This is a genomic window from Kistimonas scapharcae, from assembly GCF_039540975.1.
Lineage (GTDB): Bacteria > Pseudomonadota > Gammaproteobacteria > Pseudomonadales > Endozoicomonadaceae > Kistimonas > Kistimonas scapharcae.
The window spans coordinates 1-15,059 of sequence record NZ_BAABFL010000011.1; the positions used below are offsets into that span (position 1 = coordinate 1).

The window sequence follows — 15,059 nt, forward strand, 5'->3', positions numbered from 1 at the left end:
TAAAGCGAAACTTTGTCAGTGTCGTAGCTCTGGCTTGTGCTTTTGTCTGGTTACCAATGTGAAACGTCAACAGCTCCTAGTTTGCTGACATACTGCCGGGACCAGCCATTGCGCCGGGCAAATTCCGATTGTGAAACCAACGCCATAGGGTCCCATGCCTCCCGCCATAGCCCGACAGCGCCCGGTAACGCCATTATTTATTGAGATTTCTGGCTGTTCTGACTTGCTAACCGCGCCCTTCGAAGCCTTCATGTACACAACACCCACCCGGACAGGACAAGCACCATGAACCGGCAAGATGCCATCGAAGAAGCCCTGCTGATGCACCTGCACCGTATTGACGCGCTCGTAGCCAAACTGATTGATCTGCGGGTTAACCACTTCACCCTGCCCTCACCGGAGGAATGCGACTGGTGCCATGTCGGCACCCTCGCACGCCTGGCGGAGGATCTGGATGACGCACTGGCCAACTGGCCCGATTCATCACGGCAACAAGGAGAGACGCCATGAAACTGACCGACACCCAAACCAATACCCTGCAACTGATCCACGGCAATGGTCACTTAACCGCCCAGGACATCCCGCTGCGCGGTGGTGCCCGGAAAAAAGTGCTCGAAAGTCTGATCAAACGGGGGCTCTTGAGAGCAAAGACCTGCAAGAACTGGATCAATTACTCGCTGACGCCAGAGGGGCGACAGGCCATCGGGGTGGAACAGCCAGAAGCCGATGAGAAGAAGCCCGTCACCCGTCCCGGTTCCAAGCTCCATCGGGTCATTGAACTGTTGAGCAGGTCAGAGGGCACCACCATAGCCAAAATAATGGCCGAAACAGGTTGGCAACAACACACCGTTCGGGGCACTCTTGCAGGCACAATAAAAAAACGACTCGGGCTGACCATCACTTCCGAAAAGCCCGAGGGCAAAGATCGAATTTACCGGATTGCTGAGGAGCCGGTCACTGCATGAGCAAGCGCCCTGAATACAGAGCAGGCATCCAGCCTGCCCTGCTTGTCCTGGAACTTCACAATCACCATCTCATGGTCATTAAACTCAATCGTTCCACCTGTGACACCCTCAGCAAACTGAATCGCTGGTATGCGCAATTCATCGACGCACTGGCATTAATGCACAAAGGTAATCTGGATTGGATTGAGGGGCGAGGTGTCATTGCCATGCACCGCGATCTTGATGGTCAATGGCCAGAGCATCAACCTCGTTTTTACCGGACATCAGGTGACATCGTGCGCTTGGCCAAACTTGAGAAAATCGACGTAGTGTTTCAATACAAGCTAGCCAGTATGGAAGTCTGGGAAAGGATCAATCTGTCAACCGATATGTAAACCTGTCAACCCCGATTCTGGCGCTATCGCTAGCGAAACCCCGCGAGTCCGCTTACCCGCAACCCAGCGCGATTCACAGGGTCCCCGGCTAACATTTTTTGCCATAGATCCATAGTTTGACGAACAATTATCAAGGTGGCCGGTCTACTTGCTATCAAAGATCACTGTTTCAGGAATGTTTATGTATCACCCAATGCTTGATAGCCTGTACGCGGTAACGCCTAAAGCAATCCCAATAGCTACAACCTTAAAAGAAAAAGCAATTGCTATGGGCTACAAAGTTACCTTATTAACAAATTGTTCGGACCGCTCATATCTTCCGCTTTACATGAAGGCTTTACCAGCAGACGAACCTCCTCAACCTATTGACCCTATTGAGGAACTACATGCTGAATTCCAGGAATTAGAATCAATGCGACTCAGTGAGCGCCACTGCAGTGGTTTCATTCTTGAAGTTACCGATCGTTCCAATTCAGATTTTGTTGGTTATATTTCATGCAAGCTTACTGACTACCCATCAGAAACCGGACATCTAAAAATCAACAAGCTTGCAGTACTTGATCAATACAAAGGTAAGGGAATCGGCCAGTTTTTAATGTGTTGCGCTATAGACATAGCGATAAAAATGAACGTTTTTAAACTCGGTTTAACTTCAGATCCTGCTGCTGCTCGCTTCTACCTCAACAAAATTGGAATGTGTGAAACAGAGAAGAAATTTGTCATGCAGTATGATCATCCTCGTCTGTATCCTACTAGAGTTAAATTTGAACTAAGTCCTGTATTAAAGCGTTTCTGTACTCTACGGACAGATGAAATTTCATATTTGAAGTCTCATTTATTTTGAGTGAGGCGTAATGACCTGATTGTTTTCTCCACCCCTCGGCTGGCAATGTAGCCACCCAGTCCCAGCTGCACGATGCCCAGCAACTTGAGCTCTACCGCCTCGGTCAGACCCGGTGTCGTCCAGCCCAGCCAGCGACAAACTACCAACGCCGTAAAGGTCAACATCACCACAGGACGCCAGCTCCGTTGCAGCCAGCCCTCGCCCTTGGACTCAGCAGTGATAACACCAGCCTGCTTGGCCAATGCATCTAACTCACCGTTGAGTGCCAGTGTGTTCAGTTCCTGGTGGGCTTTGGCTTTCTGTTCGGCATCAGGCAACACCTTGTCGATCAGTTTGCCCAGTACAGGTATTGCCAGTGTCCAGCTCATGGCGCCATGCCCTCATCGAGCAGCCATGCCTGTACATCAAAGGAGGGACACTCCTTGTCCCGGTTGTAGTGATGGTGACCTTTCACCGTCACCCCAGGCCACAGTCCCCTGCAGCCTGCCACAAGAAAGCGCAGCATCCGTTTCTGGAGCGGCGTAAAATTGTCCTCCGCCTGCCCCCTGGCATCCATGCCACCCACCAGGCAAATGCCAACGCTTTCGTGATTGTGGCCTTTCACATGAGCACCCCAATCATCAATAGCCCTACCTTGCTTGAGGCTGCCGTCGCGCTCAATAACAAAGTGGTAACCAATATCCATAAAGGCACGCTCCATCATGTGCCAGCGGCGGATGTCGTCAAAGGTGACCTTGCTATCCGGGCGGGTGGCCGAGCAGTGCACGACCACCACAGTGGTTTCGTTTCGCTTGCCCATGTCTCAGTCCTTGAGGGTGTAGGCGACAATGCCAATCGTGGTGGTCAGGATCAACCAGCCAAAACGTTCTACCGACGCCAGCACCACGCCCCGGGCACTGGCCTGGTGTTCCAGCAAACGGATGCGCTTTTCCGAGTCTTCCAGTTTGTGATTGAGATTATCAAGGGTATGGTTCTGGTGGATCAGTCGCTCTTCCACGGCCGCCAGCCGACTGACCGCATCGGAGAGTTTGTCCAGCTTGCCATCAATCTGGTCAAGCCGCTGCCGGATCATGTCGGTCATGGCCACGCTCCTGCGCTGTCTGGGTGAAGGTCAGCTGGCTGGCATCCAGTACGGCTTCCTGGCCGGTGTACTCCTCCCAGCGTCGTACGATCACATCCACGTACTTCGGATCCAGCTCCGTGAGTCTGGCCTGACGCCCGGTCTTTTCGCAGGCAATCAGGGTGCTGCCTGAGCCACCAAACAGATCCAGCACGATATCCTTGGATTTGGACGAGTTTCTGATAGCCCGCTCGACCAGCTCCACCGGCTTCATGGTGGGATGAAGATCATTACGGGCCGGTTTGTTGAAAAACCAGACATCGCCCTGGTCGCGGGCGCCACACCAGAAATGATCGCTGCCATCTTTCCAGCCGTAGAGGATGGGTTCGTACTGGCGCTGATAATCTGCCCGACCCAGGGTGAAGGTGTTCTTGGCCCAGATCAGGAAAGTGGACCATTTGCCACCGGCTTCCCGAAACGCTTTCTGGAGCGTGTCCAGCTCCGATGAACTCATGCAGACGTATACCGCGCCCTTGCAGANTTTGATCCGCCGATCCTTGCCGCGGAGTTTGTCCTTGGCGTTGTTGCCGTAGTCCACGTTGTAGGGCGGATCGGTAAACACCATGTCGGCCAGCTGGCCGTCCATGAGGTGTTCGACATCTGCCGTTTCCGTGGCGCTGCCGCAGAGCACCCGATGGCTACCCAGAATCCAGAGATCACCCGGTTGACTGACAGGATGCCCTTCCGGTTCCGGCACATTGTCGTTTGCTTCGCTGTTATCAGCCGGCTCTTCCAGCAGCAGGCCATCCAGTTCCTCATCACTGAAACCCACCAGCTCCAGATCGAAGTCCATATCATCCAGCGCCTGCAGCTCAGCCTTGAGCAGTTCCTCATCCCAGCCTGCCTGCTCGGCCAGCTTATTGTCAGCCAGCACCAGCGCCCGACGCTGCAACTCGTCCAGATGGCCCAGCACGATCACCGGCACCGTGGTCATGCCCAGCTCCTGCGCCGCCAACAAACGACCATGGCCGGCTACGATGACCTTGTCCTGCCCCACCAGGATCGGATTCACAAACCCGAACGTTTCGATGGAGCGGGCAATCTGGGTTACCTGTGCCGCCGAGTGGGTCCGGGCATTGCGGACATAGGGCACCAGCTCGGCCACCGGCCAGTGTTCCAGTTTCTCAACGAGGGTTTGTTGGGTGTCTGTGGACATGGGTTCCGTCCCTGGAAAGCAAAACGCCCCGGAACCAGTCCGAGGCGTTGGAATTTGAGCTGCATGGCCTTCCGGCGTAGCGCTGCACAAGCATACAAAAAATTTACACCAAAACCGGGAGATCTGTCCCACCAGCGACTTACGTCTGGCAAGCTATTTCCCTCAGGATTACGCCCTGACAGGTTACAACCAGCGACACTATATCTGTTGCCGTTGTCCCTGATTGATCACTATCCTCAATAGCGCCCTGTGCCAGTAACGGTGAACGGACGTGCGGGGAATGCCTGTATGCTCAGCGATATCACGCCATGTCAGCCCGGATGCCCTGAGCCAGATGAGTTTCCGATCTTCCTCCACCAGCTCCATCAGCCACCGGCTACATTCGAGCATCCGATCCACATCCTCCGGCGTGACACGTATGGATAACACTTCACGCTCTGCCCTACGAATCTGCTCCCGTTTGTCATAGTTCATCTCTGGCCAGAATGCGGTATACCCCAAACGAATACCTGCCGGAATTCGATGGGACGTCAGCCAGGCTTCCCGGTAACGATCTGCCAGCTCGTTGATTAATCGATCCATAACCTGTCCTTGTGGTTTTCAGAATGGATACTGACGGTTATGACACGTTTGCTGGTTAACCCCTTATAGGTGCGTGTGCGCGTGCGTACGTGGAAACAATACTGCAAACCTGTCATAACCGTCAGTCAGAACGCTTTTCCTGCTTAAAAATCAGTATGATATGCCCCTATATTCACTCCCTCTCTCAGGCGCAACGCTACCCCCATCAAGCCCCTGTGCCCGGTTGTCATACGGCACTTGTCAAACTTTCTGGATTGCATGCTTTCTGAAAATCGTTTCACCGAACCAACGTACTGCCCCTGCTCTTCCGACCAGAGTTTAAAATCCGCATACAACCGGGCGACACTCTCCCGCTTGGCCCGGCCCATCTCACAACGCTCATCAATCCATTGGCCCAGCGTATCTTCACCATCGAAATAATCCTGGGTCGCCTTCACGACAGTAGTGGGTGGCTTAATCCCCTCTTTCTGCCAGCGCAGGCAACCTTCGACAGCCCAGGCAAGAATACCGCCACGCTCGCGCAGCAGTTTGTTGGGTAGCGAACGATCTTTCTTCTCGTCAGGCACCGTCACCGTAAAGGGAATCAGGTGCAATCGCCGCTTCATGGCCTCATCCACATTGCGGATGGACGGCTTGTGGTTGCCGGCAATCACCAGCTTGAACTGGGGCGTGTATTCAAAAAAATCCTGGCGCATAAAACGGGCCGAGATCTTGTCGCCGCCGGTCAGGGTTTTCAGCTTGGACTCATTCCACCGTTTACCCTGCTCGGTTTCCACACTCGATACATACCTTGCCCCCTGCAGGCTGGCCAGATCGGTTGGATGTTTTTCGGTGCGGGTTTCCATGAAGGTTTCCACCGGCGCGTTGGCGGCGTAATTGCTCAGGATGGACATCAGCACATGGACGAAGACCGACTTGCCGTTAGCGCCACCACCGTGAAGGAAAAACAGGGCATGTTCCGTGGTAACGCCGGTCAGACAGTAGCCCACGACCTTTTGCAGGTAATCCACCAGCGCCCGGTCGCCGTCAGTGACATCGTTCATAAAACGCAACCACAGGGGACAGTCACCTTCTGGCGTGGCAGTCGTCATGCGGGTCATCATGTCGCTGCGTCGATGTGCCAGCAGCCGTCCGGTTTTCAGATCAACGACACCACCGGGGGTATTGAGCAACCAGGGATCCCGGTCCCATTCATCCGCCGTCGTGGCATGGCAGGGCGACGAGCGGGCCAGTTTGACGATGTTCTGGATGGTACTGGTGGACGCCAGCCGGTTACGCTGTCGCTCCTTCTCGGCATGGTGTGCTGCAGCCCGGCACAGCAAACGCGACAGGTGGCATACATACAGAACCTTGTCCTGACTCCAGCACTGCCCCGTCCAGACAAACCATTTCCCCCACTGGTCACAGTAACGCCAGTTGTCACCGTAGAGCGTGTTGAATGCCTGGGTCAGTTCGTCATCGGTTTCGAGTCCTGACGACACCAGCCCACTGATGCCATCTGTCTCGTCAGGCAAGGTGACAGGGGTTCGTTCCGCCCCGGCCAGAAAACCCGGCACGTCAAACGGGTTGTTCTGCTGATCAACTTCCACCAGCGCATCTGCGGCATCCCATTTTTCAGGTTTGCCGGACGGCGCAATCAATATCGCGCAGGAGGCCGCACCGGCCCTGAGGACGGCCATCGCCGCCGATTCCGCATACTCCCGACCCGGTTGATCGTTATCCGGCCAGACCAGCACCTGTTTTCCCTTGAGCGGCCTCCAATCAGTCTTGTCCACCGGGGCCCTGGCGCCATTCATGGCCGTTGTCGCACAAATCCCGGCGTCGATCAGCGCCTGGGCACACTTTTCCCCTTCCACCAGCACGACAGCCTCACACTGTTTAATCGCCGGCTGGTTATACAAGGGCCTGGGGGCCGGTGCCTTGTGCTTGCCCGCCTTCACATCCCAGGGACGGAACTGCTTGCCTGTCGGTGTGTCATAGCGGTAGACACAGGCGATGAGATTGCCGTCACTGTCATGGTAATCCCATTTCCCCGTGTGCCGTCCCAGGTCATCGATCACGGCCTTCGATTTTTTGGGTCCTGGCACCGGAGTTTTCACTGGTTTTGCCTCTACCCCCAGCCAACGGGCGATGAAACGCAACGCGTCAGGGAAATCCATATGCTGGTTTGCCTGGACCAGGCTGAACATGTCGCCATGCTCACCGGTGGCAAAATCATGCCACAGACCGGCCTTCTCCCCCTCAATGGCGATCTTCAGGCTTTGTCCTTTGGCCCCGGCGCAATTACCGACAGCATAATGATCCGGATAACCCGCAGCATCCGGTAACAGGTATTCGATAAACGACGGCAGCTGTGACATGAGCCGTTGTCTGATATCGCCCGCTGCGAGCCTGCCGGGGTTATCATCCGGCAGCCTGACAATCTCGGCATCGTTAAAGTCCAGAAAGTCTGTCATGGTCTTTCATCCTGAAAGCAAGGAAAGGCTCCCCACCCGGCCTCATGCCGGGCAGAGAGGATGGTTATGGCCTCATTGATCCCAGAAGCCGTCCGGTTGCTGGAACTGATAATCAGCCTGTCCTGTTGCCTGTCCCTGTTGTGGTTCCTGCTGCTGTGTGTGCGGTGACGCGTACTGTTGCGACTGCTGGCTATGACTCTGCCCGCCAGCCTCTGCCATCACCTGCTGATAACGCTTGTCATCCGGGGTAACGATGTGCTTGATGACATTGGTCTCTTCACCATCGGTATCTTTCTCCACATCAATGCGGGCAACAAACTCCATGCCATCCAGTTCACCAAAATCCTTCAGCCGACGGGCCAGAACGGCTTGGGGTGCATTGTCATCCTGGCGAATGCCCCGGGCAGAACAGAGCAGCGACCGGACAAAGCTCCGCCCCATGTTGGCCCAGGTCGGCCCCTTGGGACTGTGCAGACCGATCAGGCTCCACACCTTGCGTTTTGCATAGGGGCCGGACAACACCATGAACTCGGCCTTGAGATAGACGGCGCCAGTCTCGCTGCGGGTTGCCCAACCGCCATGCCAGCCCATATGGGGTTCGTTATAACCTCCGGGCTTCAGGGTCAAGTTGACCTTGGCAATGGTGCCCCTGGGAATCAGGTCAAAATCCTGCTGCACCTCGGCATCGTTAAAGTCAGTCCAGGTATTGTTAACGGGCTGGTTCATGTCACGCTCCTTGTTGCGATGGTTGTTGGGGTTCTGTCTGCGGTTGTGCCGGTTTGCTGGTGGCGTACTGCAACTGTCGCTCAGCTAAGGGCTGGCTGATCTTCCGGAGCAACTTCCCCAGATGGGCCGGTTCGGTCTGGTCCAGCCGTCCACTGCGGTCCTTGGCCGGAAAACCCCAGGGGTTGAGGGTCTGGCAGACAAAACTGCGCTGCAGGTTGCCCTGTTCGTCCGGCAGGCTGGCCATGGTGATCACCTCATCGACAATCCCGGGGAGTTCAAGCCCGGTTCGTGAGCCCTCGATCTGGGGCTGGAAGATCCGGCGATTGAAGTCGTCTACCCGTTCCTCGAGGATCCCCACGTAGATCACGTGTTTACCCCGTGCATGTTGCAGGTGATTTAACGCGGCGATCATCTCCCTGCCATGCAACCCGTAAGCGCCACGGGTATCGGGCTTGCCAGTTCGCTCACTGAACGCCTCAGCCTGCTTACTGCTCCACTGAAAGCAGAGCCTGGCCAGCGCTGTAATCGAATCGACAAAGAAGATGGCGTACTTATCCAGACCAGCCGGATCACCGAACTTCTCGCAGGCGGCCTGATAATGCGCTGGTGAATACGGCTGCTTTTTTCCAAGGGCCGGGTTAGGACCTGCGATAAAGGCCACCAGCAACCGGAAATCCGGCCATGTCGGTGGACGCACAGTGTCACCCTGCCAACCCTGGACAGCGAGATCACCCGCTTCCAGATCAATAAACAGGGTTTTGTCCGCTGGTAACGTCCACAACTGCGAGGTTTTACCAACACCGCTCTGCCCCAACAGCACGGCTTTGACGCCCTTGTGCTCCTGTTGCCGCTGTTCTGCGGTAATAATGGGAAGCTTCATGCGTCACCTCCCAACTGGTCCGACTCCAGCGAGCAAACGATCTCCCTTGCCCGGGTTAAACGACGCAAGTAGCGGGCATTGTGCAGCCGCTTCAAACACCGACTGGCGTGATTGATTTCCTGCACGGCTTCCCGATACAAACTGTCCAGCTCCTGTTCCGGTAGCGTGACAATCTGCAATAGGGTCATGTTGCGAAGATCAGACAGTGTGTATTTGAGATTCATCGGCTTTCTCCTTGCACGACACTGGCTGACCAGTCCCCTTGTAACAACGGGCCTGCTCGTAACGCTCGACATCCTCAAGCCGGTACATCACCTTGCTGTTAATCTTGAGAAACAACGGCCCCAACCCCTGCTGACGCCAGCGTTCGAGGGTACAGGTCTTGACGCCCCATCGCCGGGCCAGTTGTTTTTGTGACAGGTGCTCTATCGCCATCAGTCTGCCTCCTTCCTGTTTTGTCCTGTGGCAAGACCATATTGGCGAATGTCAGTTAGACGAGCGTTAGATAGAGTTAGACCAGCGTTAGATATGGGCAGAATGACGAAAATTTGCAGAAAAAAACCGACTCAAGGTCGGCTTCGGTAGGGTATCCCCATGCAGTCACGGGGCAATAAGCCACCAGCGTTTATCACCGTAGCCAATATAAGACTCCCACCCACTGCCTTTTCTCCAGAGTTGACCGGGCGTTCTGGAGGTAACACCCGCCTCCTGCAATTCCTCAGTCGATACGTTGTTACGACCTGACTGCCAGGCTTCAAACAAGAGATGAACAACCATACGCTGCTTGGGTCCATCTACAGTCCAGGCAGGCATCCCCATCACGTGCAGAACTCCGGCCGCATCATCCCACTGTATCGCCGTTTCAACAGGATCTTGAAGCCATGACAAATCAAGCGATACAGGATTACCTGCCACAACATCCCCGAGAGCCACGACTTCAAACGCACCGGACAATCGGGCACATTGCTGACGACGTGGCGGTTGCAGCGTTATGATGACACCATCCTTGATACGTGGATGCTGAAGGCTGTAGTCAACGGCATCAAAGACTTCAGTATCCCTGAGGCGACGCGCCAGCCAGACTGGCCAGTATTTTCTCCCGACCCGGTAGTTTCCCAGAAACCACAATTTGTCCTGTAGCCAACACTCCGGTTTTCGGTGACTGCCAAGCATTTCTGTCAGGTTTTGTGGCAACCATTCTGTGACAAGACGGTAACGACGCAGGTCAGCTTCAGGGACTTCAACCTCAAAACATTCCCTGTCATAACGTACGAAAAAGCCCGGTTTGGTTTCTTCCACCGGAAAAGAATCGCCACCCATATCAGTGACCCAGTCATCCAGTTGATCAGGTGTCAATGCGCCACTGCTCAATAGCCCCGACGTCAGCCCGGGATAAAAGTATCGCAACTGTGAGCCATTGCGATGCAGGGCACCGGATTCCCACCACTTTGCCAATGCAATGAAAACCGCTTCCGAGACAGCTGTCATTGGTCATCCTCGTCAATAATGCCTGAATCCACCAGCATGCGTTGAACCACCAAACGATCCTGTTCATCCATTTCACGGAGGTTGTGTCTGTTGGGTTCCTTGAACCTGACGGGAATCGCTGTTTTTTTTGCTACCCTTCCCTGCTCACGTTTCAGAATATGGATTGTCGCTTCCACCACGCGAAAGCCCGCCTCTGATTCAATATGCCCATCCAAGTCATTATCCCTGGCAGAGTCATACACATCTTTTTTAAACAAGTGCTCTTTGGGGACATTCAGTTCCCAAAATGTGCCATCAATGAGTGACTTACATTTCAACCCTGTGACGTGAACACAATCAATGCGGTCATTCGGTTGGCAAGTAAACACAGGCCTTTGACGCAAGTGATCCAGTCCGAAACTACGCGGTGTTATACGTTCGGGAGCGTCATTTAGACCAAGCACTTCCTTTACATAGATTTCACTCAACAAGTTCCGCATAGCCCGTGTAGGTGCTACAACCTCAATCTTTCCACTCTTGTACTCATGGGTCAGTGCAAATTCATGGGCAGGAAAAACGATTGTCGGCTGGAGCTCTTCCCCTTGGTCCAGTTCGTTGACCACACTGGGATCACCTTCAAGAAAGATTTCCAGGTGCAGTAACCTGCGATGTCCCCCACGATGATGTTCACGGTCATAGGTGAAACGCTCAACCCGGCATAAATTTCGTCTGCATACCTTGCCCAATGCCAGTTTGAAGTTATCCAGAAGTGTCGATTTCTGCGGCTCGACAACCGAATCTAACCGGTAGGAATCCCACATTTTTCCAAAGCGATAATAACTGGCAAACTGACGCATCTCGGCTTGCTCCACCAGCCAGTCACTATTCAGCAGCAGTTTAATCACTCTGTCATAGGGATTGAAAACAAATGGCTCATCATGCTGTTTCGGCAGGAATTTATACCCGCCGTTCTGCACAATGCGCACTATGCGCGTCGCCACTTCCTCAATCTCGGCAAAGTGGCTGGCGTTATTCGCCATGATGTCTTCAAAGACCTGATCGATATGGGTCGTTTGCTTCAGTGCGAATGCTTCACCGTTGAGTGATGCGTCGTTAACCTGCACCAGCTCACAGAAACGATACTGCCCTTCCGGGCTGGCAGAACGCATGACTTTGTGGAGATTCGGCATCACTGTTCTTCCCTGAACCAATTACTGAACCATCGTACAGCTTAAGATATTGCTCAGCACACGACACAGTGTCAAGGCTTGGCATTTTGCCCCTTCCTCATGCGTTCCTGCCGGATACGCCCTCATCGAAAGTCTGCTTCGGATGTTTTAAAAAGAGACTTATGACAACACGTACAAAAATGGAGGGCAGGTTGAACATGGACGGTTATTTCGCACAGGAACCATCGTCACGGGTATCGTCCCAGGAGGAACTGGCTCACCTGCTCGCACTGGCCATAGTCAGACATCACCGACGCCAGAAAAATAAAGCCTTCGAGCCGCAAAAGGACTGGACTTCTTGCGACGTTAGAGCGTGTATATCCTCACCGAAAACCGCTAACGAGGAGGAAAACCGTGACAACGCTCAGTGAACAAAACATTGCCACAGAAGTTGCCCGCATCATGAAGATGAACAATGAGGAACTACGCAGGACCTGGCGAACCCTGCTAGGCAAGGAGGCCCCGAAATGGAATACCAAAATACTGCGTCAGCGCCTGGCATGGGAAGTTCAGGCGCTGGTTTTCGGAGGTTTTACCGACGAAGCAAAGAAAATGCTGCGTCGGGCAAGAATCGCAACCGCCAAAAACAAGAAAATCCCCCAGCCAAAAACCTGCAAACTTCCGCCCGGCACCCGGTTATCTCGGGAATACCGGGATGAGGAGCATGTGGTCGTCGCTACGCCTGACGGTTTTGAATACAACGGACAGATCTACCAGAGCCTGACGCGGATTTCCGAAGTCATTACCGGCAGTCGCTGGAATGGCCCGGCCTTCTTCGGGTTAAGGGAAAAACCACGCAGAAGGAGGAAAAAATGAGTAAACGTTCAAACACTCAACCCATGAAACGCTGCGCAATTTATACCCGGAAATCCTGCGAGGAAGGCCTTGAACAGGAATTCAACTCACTGGATGCCCAATGGGAAGCCGGGGCCGCTTATGTCATGTCACAGAAACACCAGGGATGGGTACTGGTGGACGAACGATTTGAAGACGGCGGCTATTCCGGGGGCAATATCGAACGCCCGGGACTCAAACGACTCGTGGCGGCGGTGGAGCGTGATGAAATTGACATCATTATTGTCTACAAAGTTGATCGTCTTACCCGTTCCATCTCGGATTTTGCCCGGCTGGTGGACGTACTGGATGCGCATAACGTGTCGTTTATATCCGTGACGCAGCCACTAAATACAACCGATAGCATGGGTCGACTCACCCTGCATATGCTGTTGTCATTTGCCCAGTTCGAGCGGGAAATCACCAGTGAGCGGATCCGGGACAAGATCGCTGAATCCAAGAAAAAAGGCATGTGGATGGGGGGCCAGGTGCCGTTGGGGTATAACACCAAAGACCGCAAGTTGGTTGTCAATTTGGGCGAAAAAGAAGTCGTCAGGCTAATTTTTGAAACCTTTATTGAGACGCGATCCATCTCTGGTACCTGCTACCGAATCAATGAAATGGGATTCCGCACCAAGGTCTACAAACGCAAGGACGGAAGTTACTGGGGAGGCCGCCGCTATGCCCGCGCGACGCTGGACAAGATCCTTAAAAACAGGGTTTATCTCGGCCTGATTCATCACAAAGGGGAATGGTTTCCGGGACAGCACGAGGGCATCATCGAACAATCACTTTGGGACAAGGCTGAGGCTATTTACACTAACTATAAGGAAAACCGGCGTTCAGAATGTCGAAGAAACTACCAGCCTGCCGTGTTAAAAGGCCTGATCTACGGGCCGGATGGCAAAGCCCTGATACCGGCTTCCGGCTTGCGACGCGGAAAACGCTTCCGCTACTACACCAGCAGCACAGCAATAAAGGAAGGCTATAAATACAAGATAATCCCACCCTTACCTGCTGAACAGCTCGAAAGGCAGGTATTGCAGGAAGTGGAACGGCTTCTGGATAAACCCGAACTGATCCTGCAGATCTATGCACAGGGCAAGGACCTCGAGCCGACGATCAGCCTCGACGCCACAAGGGAGGCACTACAGAACCTGCAGACCATCTGGAAGGAACTCTTCCCGCCAGAACAGCAGCGTATTGTTCGCCTACTGATTCAACGTATTGATGTTACAAATGACAGCCTGCGCATCCGATTTCACTGTGCCGGCCTGCCCAGCATTACCCGGGGAATGAGTGGAGGTAACCCATGATCAAGAATCTCGAAATCTCAGGCGAAAGACAGGAACACTACCACCCCGACGAACAGGTCATCGAGATTGTCATTCCCATCATCCTGAGACGCCGTGGTGGAAAAACCCACATTGAAACCAGTGACTGGGATAACGTGACCACCGATCCTGCCAGACGCGATACTGCATTGATCAAGGCGCTTGCTCAGGCACACACATGGAAAGGAAAAATCGAGGCAGGGCATTACAAGGACATTCTGGACCTTGCAAGAAAACTCGGCATCAGCGATACCTATGTGGCACGAATCATGCGGCTGACAATGTTATCCCCGGAGATCCAGGAAATCATCCTGAAGGGAAAGTATATCGGTGGACGCACACTGGCTGATTTCATGGGTGGAGTACCCATACTCTGGAAAGAACAGGAAGAATGGTTGAAACAATGACCAGAATAAAGATAGGGTTTGATGTCTTTCATGCCAGGCAAAAATGGCTGGCGGTGAGGGAGGGATTCGAACCCTCGATACATTTCTGTATACACACTTTCCAGGCGTGCTCCTTCAGCCACTCGGACACCTCACCAGCTGATACTCTTTCGTTTCAGGCCATGCCCAGAAAGCGAGGCGTACTTTATATCAGAAGTAGACTTTAAACAACCGCCAAGAAAATAATAATGTTTAATATTGCAGAAAATTCATAGTATTACTGCCCTAATAATGTCTATCAATGAGTCCTCCAGATTAGTTGTGAACGTTTTCCAAAAACACCTACTCTACTGATACACATATTTCATCAAAAAAGGCAGCAGGTAATCCCGTCATGCTTTATCAGGCTGCAATTTACGAATACCCGAAAATAATCAACTTTTACCAACAAACTGCATATCAGTTTTCAGTCACGATCCAGCGGTGACACCAAAATCAAACTGCAAGATATCCTGTTGATTTTAAACTGAAAATTCAACGCACTTCAAAAGCCTCTCTGGTATGCTGAAAAGCAGAGAGTTATTTCAAAAACTACTCCGAGAGAAGTAAAACAGACGTTTTTTTGCCTTAAATCCCGCTTAACCTTGGGAATGTGAGCAAGCTGGCCGTACTTTTGGCAACAGAGTACAGTTTTTGCACAAAACGC

The 15,059-nt window shown here is 53.3% G+C and carries 19 protein-coding genes and 1 tRNA gene; 7 read left to right on the forward strand and 13 right to left on the reverse strand.

Annotated features, from left to right (window positions below; translation table 11 throughout):
* Positions 1-285: 285 nt before the first annotated feature.
* The 4 genes from ABD892_RS00765 to ABD892_RS00780 all read left to right on the forward strand — a co-directional run bounded on the left by ABD892_RS00765 (position 286) and on the right by ABD892_RS00780 (position 2,183).
* Positions 286-510 carry a hypothetical protein gene (locus tag ABD892_RS00765; RefSeq protein WP_345192827.1) on the forward strand — a complete coding sequence of 75 codons (225 nt, stop codon included), beginning with the start codon at positions 286-288 and terminating at the stop codon, positions 508-510.
* Entirely contained in the window at positions 507-965 is a 459-nt protein-coding gene (locus tag ABD892_RS00770; RefSeq protein ID WP_345192830.1) for a DUF3489 domain-containing protein, read from the forward strand. The genes ABD892_RS00765 and ABD892_RS00770 overlap by 4 nt, the downstream gene beginning before the upstream one ends.
* Positions 962-1,339, forward strand: coding sequence for a hypothetical protein (locus tag ABD892_RS00775; RefSeq protein ID WP_345192832.1), 378 nt, complete (start codon positions 962-964; stop codon positions 1,337-1,339). The genes ABD892_RS00770 and ABD892_RS00775 overlap by 4 nt, the downstream gene beginning before the upstream one ends.
* Before the next feature lie 181 nt (positions 1,340-1,520).
* Positions 1,521-2,183, forward strand: a complete 663-nt coding sequence (locus ABD892_RS00780) for a GNAT family N-acetyltransferase (RefSeq protein WP_345192834.1) — start codon at positions 1,521-1,523, stop codon at positions 2,181-2,183.
* On the opposite strand, the gene ABD892_RS00785 is transcribed toward ABD892_RS00780, so the two are convergent.
* The 12 genes from ABD892_RS00785 to ABD892_RS00840 form a co-directional block, all read right to left on the reverse strand.
* The gene (locus ABD892_RS00785) at positions 2,171-2,551 is read right to left on the reverse strand and encodes a 3TM-type holin (RefSeq protein WP_345192836.1); all 381 of its coding nucleotides are present in this window, start codon (positions 2,549-2,551) and stop codon (positions 2,171-2,173) included. The genes ABD892_RS00780 and ABD892_RS00785 overlap by 13 nt on opposite strands.
* Positions 2,548-2,982 (reverse strand): N-acetylmuramoyl-L-alanine amidase, encoded by a 435-nt coding sequence (locus ABD892_RS00790; RefSeq protein WP_345192839.1) that lies wholly within the window; start codon positions 2,980-2,982, stop codon positions 2,548-2,550. The genes ABD892_RS00785 and ABD892_RS00790 overlap by 4 nt, the downstream gene beginning before the upstream one ends.
* A 3-nt stretch (positions 2,983-2,985) precedes the next feature.
* Entirely contained in the window at positions 2,986-3,264 is a 279-nt protein-coding gene (locus tag ABD892_RS00795) for a hypothetical protein (RefSeq protein WP_345192841.1), read from the reverse strand.
* Positions 3,236-4,459 (reverse strand): site-specific DNA-methyltransferase, encoded by a 1,224-nt coding sequence (locus tag ABD892_RS00800; RefSeq protein ID WP_345192843.1) that lies wholly within the window; start codon positions 4,457-4,459, stop codon positions 3,236-3,238. Before ABD892_RS00800 ends, ABD892_RS00795 begins: the two co-directional genes overlap by 29 nt.
* A 198-nt stretch (positions 4,460-4,657) precedes the next feature.
* A complete protein-coding gene (locus ABD892_RS00805; protein WP_345192845.1) occupies positions 4,658-5,041 on the reverse strand; it encodes a DUF6362 family protein in 384 nt (127 codons plus the stop codon).
* Between the two features lie 143 nt (positions 5,042-5,184).
* On the reverse strand, positions 5,185-7,497 hold the full coding sequence (locus tag ABD892_RS00810) for a phage/plasmid primase, P4 family (protein ID WP_345192847.1): 2,313 nt from the start codon (positions 7,495-7,497) through the stop codon (positions 5,185-5,187).
* Between the two features lie 72 nt (positions 7,498-7,569).
* A complete protein-coding gene (locus ABD892_RS00815) occupies positions 7,570-8,223 on the reverse strand; it encodes a hypothetical protein (RefSeq protein ID WP_345192849.1) in 654 nt (217 codons plus the stop codon).
* 1 nt (position 8,224) lies between these two features.
* Positions 8,225-9,103, reverse strand: a complete 879-nt coding sequence (locus ABD892_RS00820) for an ATP-binding protein (RefSeq protein ID WP_345192851.1) — start codon at positions 9,101-9,103, stop codon at positions 8,225-8,227.
* On the reverse strand, positions 9,100-9,327 hold the full coding sequence (locus ABD892_RS00825; protein WP_345192853.1) for a hypothetical protein: 228 nt from the start codon (positions 9,325-9,327) through the stop codon (positions 9,100-9,102). Before ABD892_RS00825 ends, ABD892_RS00820 begins: the two co-directional genes overlap by 4 nt.
* Entirely contained in the window at positions 9,302-9,538 is a 237-nt protein-coding gene (locus tag ABD892_RS00830) for a DNA-binding protein (protein ID WP_345192855.1), read from the reverse strand. The genes ABD892_RS00825 and ABD892_RS00830 overlap by 26 nt, the downstream gene beginning before the upstream one ends.
* Positions 9,539-9,703: 165 nt before the next feature.
* The gene (locus ABD892_RS00835) at positions 9,704-10,591 is read right to left on the reverse strand and encodes a hypothetical protein (RefSeq protein ID WP_345192857.1); all 888 of its coding nucleotides are present in this window, start codon (positions 10,589-10,591) and stop codon (positions 9,704-9,706) included.
* A complete protein-coding gene (locus ABD892_RS00840; protein WP_345192859.1) occupies positions 10,588-11,760 on the reverse strand; it encodes a hypothetical protein in 1,173 nt (390 codons plus the stop codon). Before ABD892_RS00840 ends, ABD892_RS00835 begins: the two co-directional genes overlap by 4 nt.
* A 393-nt stretch (positions 11,761-12,153) precedes the next feature.
* On the opposite strand from ABD892_RS00840, the gene ABD892_RS00845 reads away from it, so the two are divergent.
* From ABD892_RS00845 to ABD892_RS00855, 3 genes are read left to right on the forward strand one after another with little or no spacing between them, the layout of a single operon-like run.
* Entirely contained in the window at positions 12,154-12,615 is a 462-nt protein-coding gene (locus tag ABD892_RS00845; protein ID WP_345192861.1) for a DUF2924 domain-containing protein, read from the forward strand.
* The gene (locus ABD892_RS00850; protein ID WP_345192863.1) at positions 12,612-13,949 is read left to right on the forward strand and encodes a recombinase family protein; all 1,338 of its coding nucleotides are present in this window, start codon (positions 12,612-12,614) and stop codon (positions 13,947-13,949) included. The genes ABD892_RS00845 and ABD892_RS00850 overlap by 4 nt, the downstream gene beginning before the upstream one ends.
* A complete protein-coding gene (locus ABD892_RS00855; protein WP_345192865.1) occupies positions 13,946-14,374 on the forward strand; it encodes a hypothetical protein in 429 nt (142 codons plus the stop codon). The genes ABD892_RS00850 and ABD892_RS00855 overlap by 4 nt, the downstream gene beginning before the upstream one ends.
* A gap of 48 nt (positions 14,375-14,422) precedes the next feature.
* Here the strand turns inward: ABD892_RS00855 and ABD892_RS00860 are convergent.
* Positions 14,423-14,510 (reverse strand) — tRNA-Ser (locus tag ABD892_RS00860).
* Between the last annotated feature and the right edge of the window lie 549 nt (positions 14,511-15,059).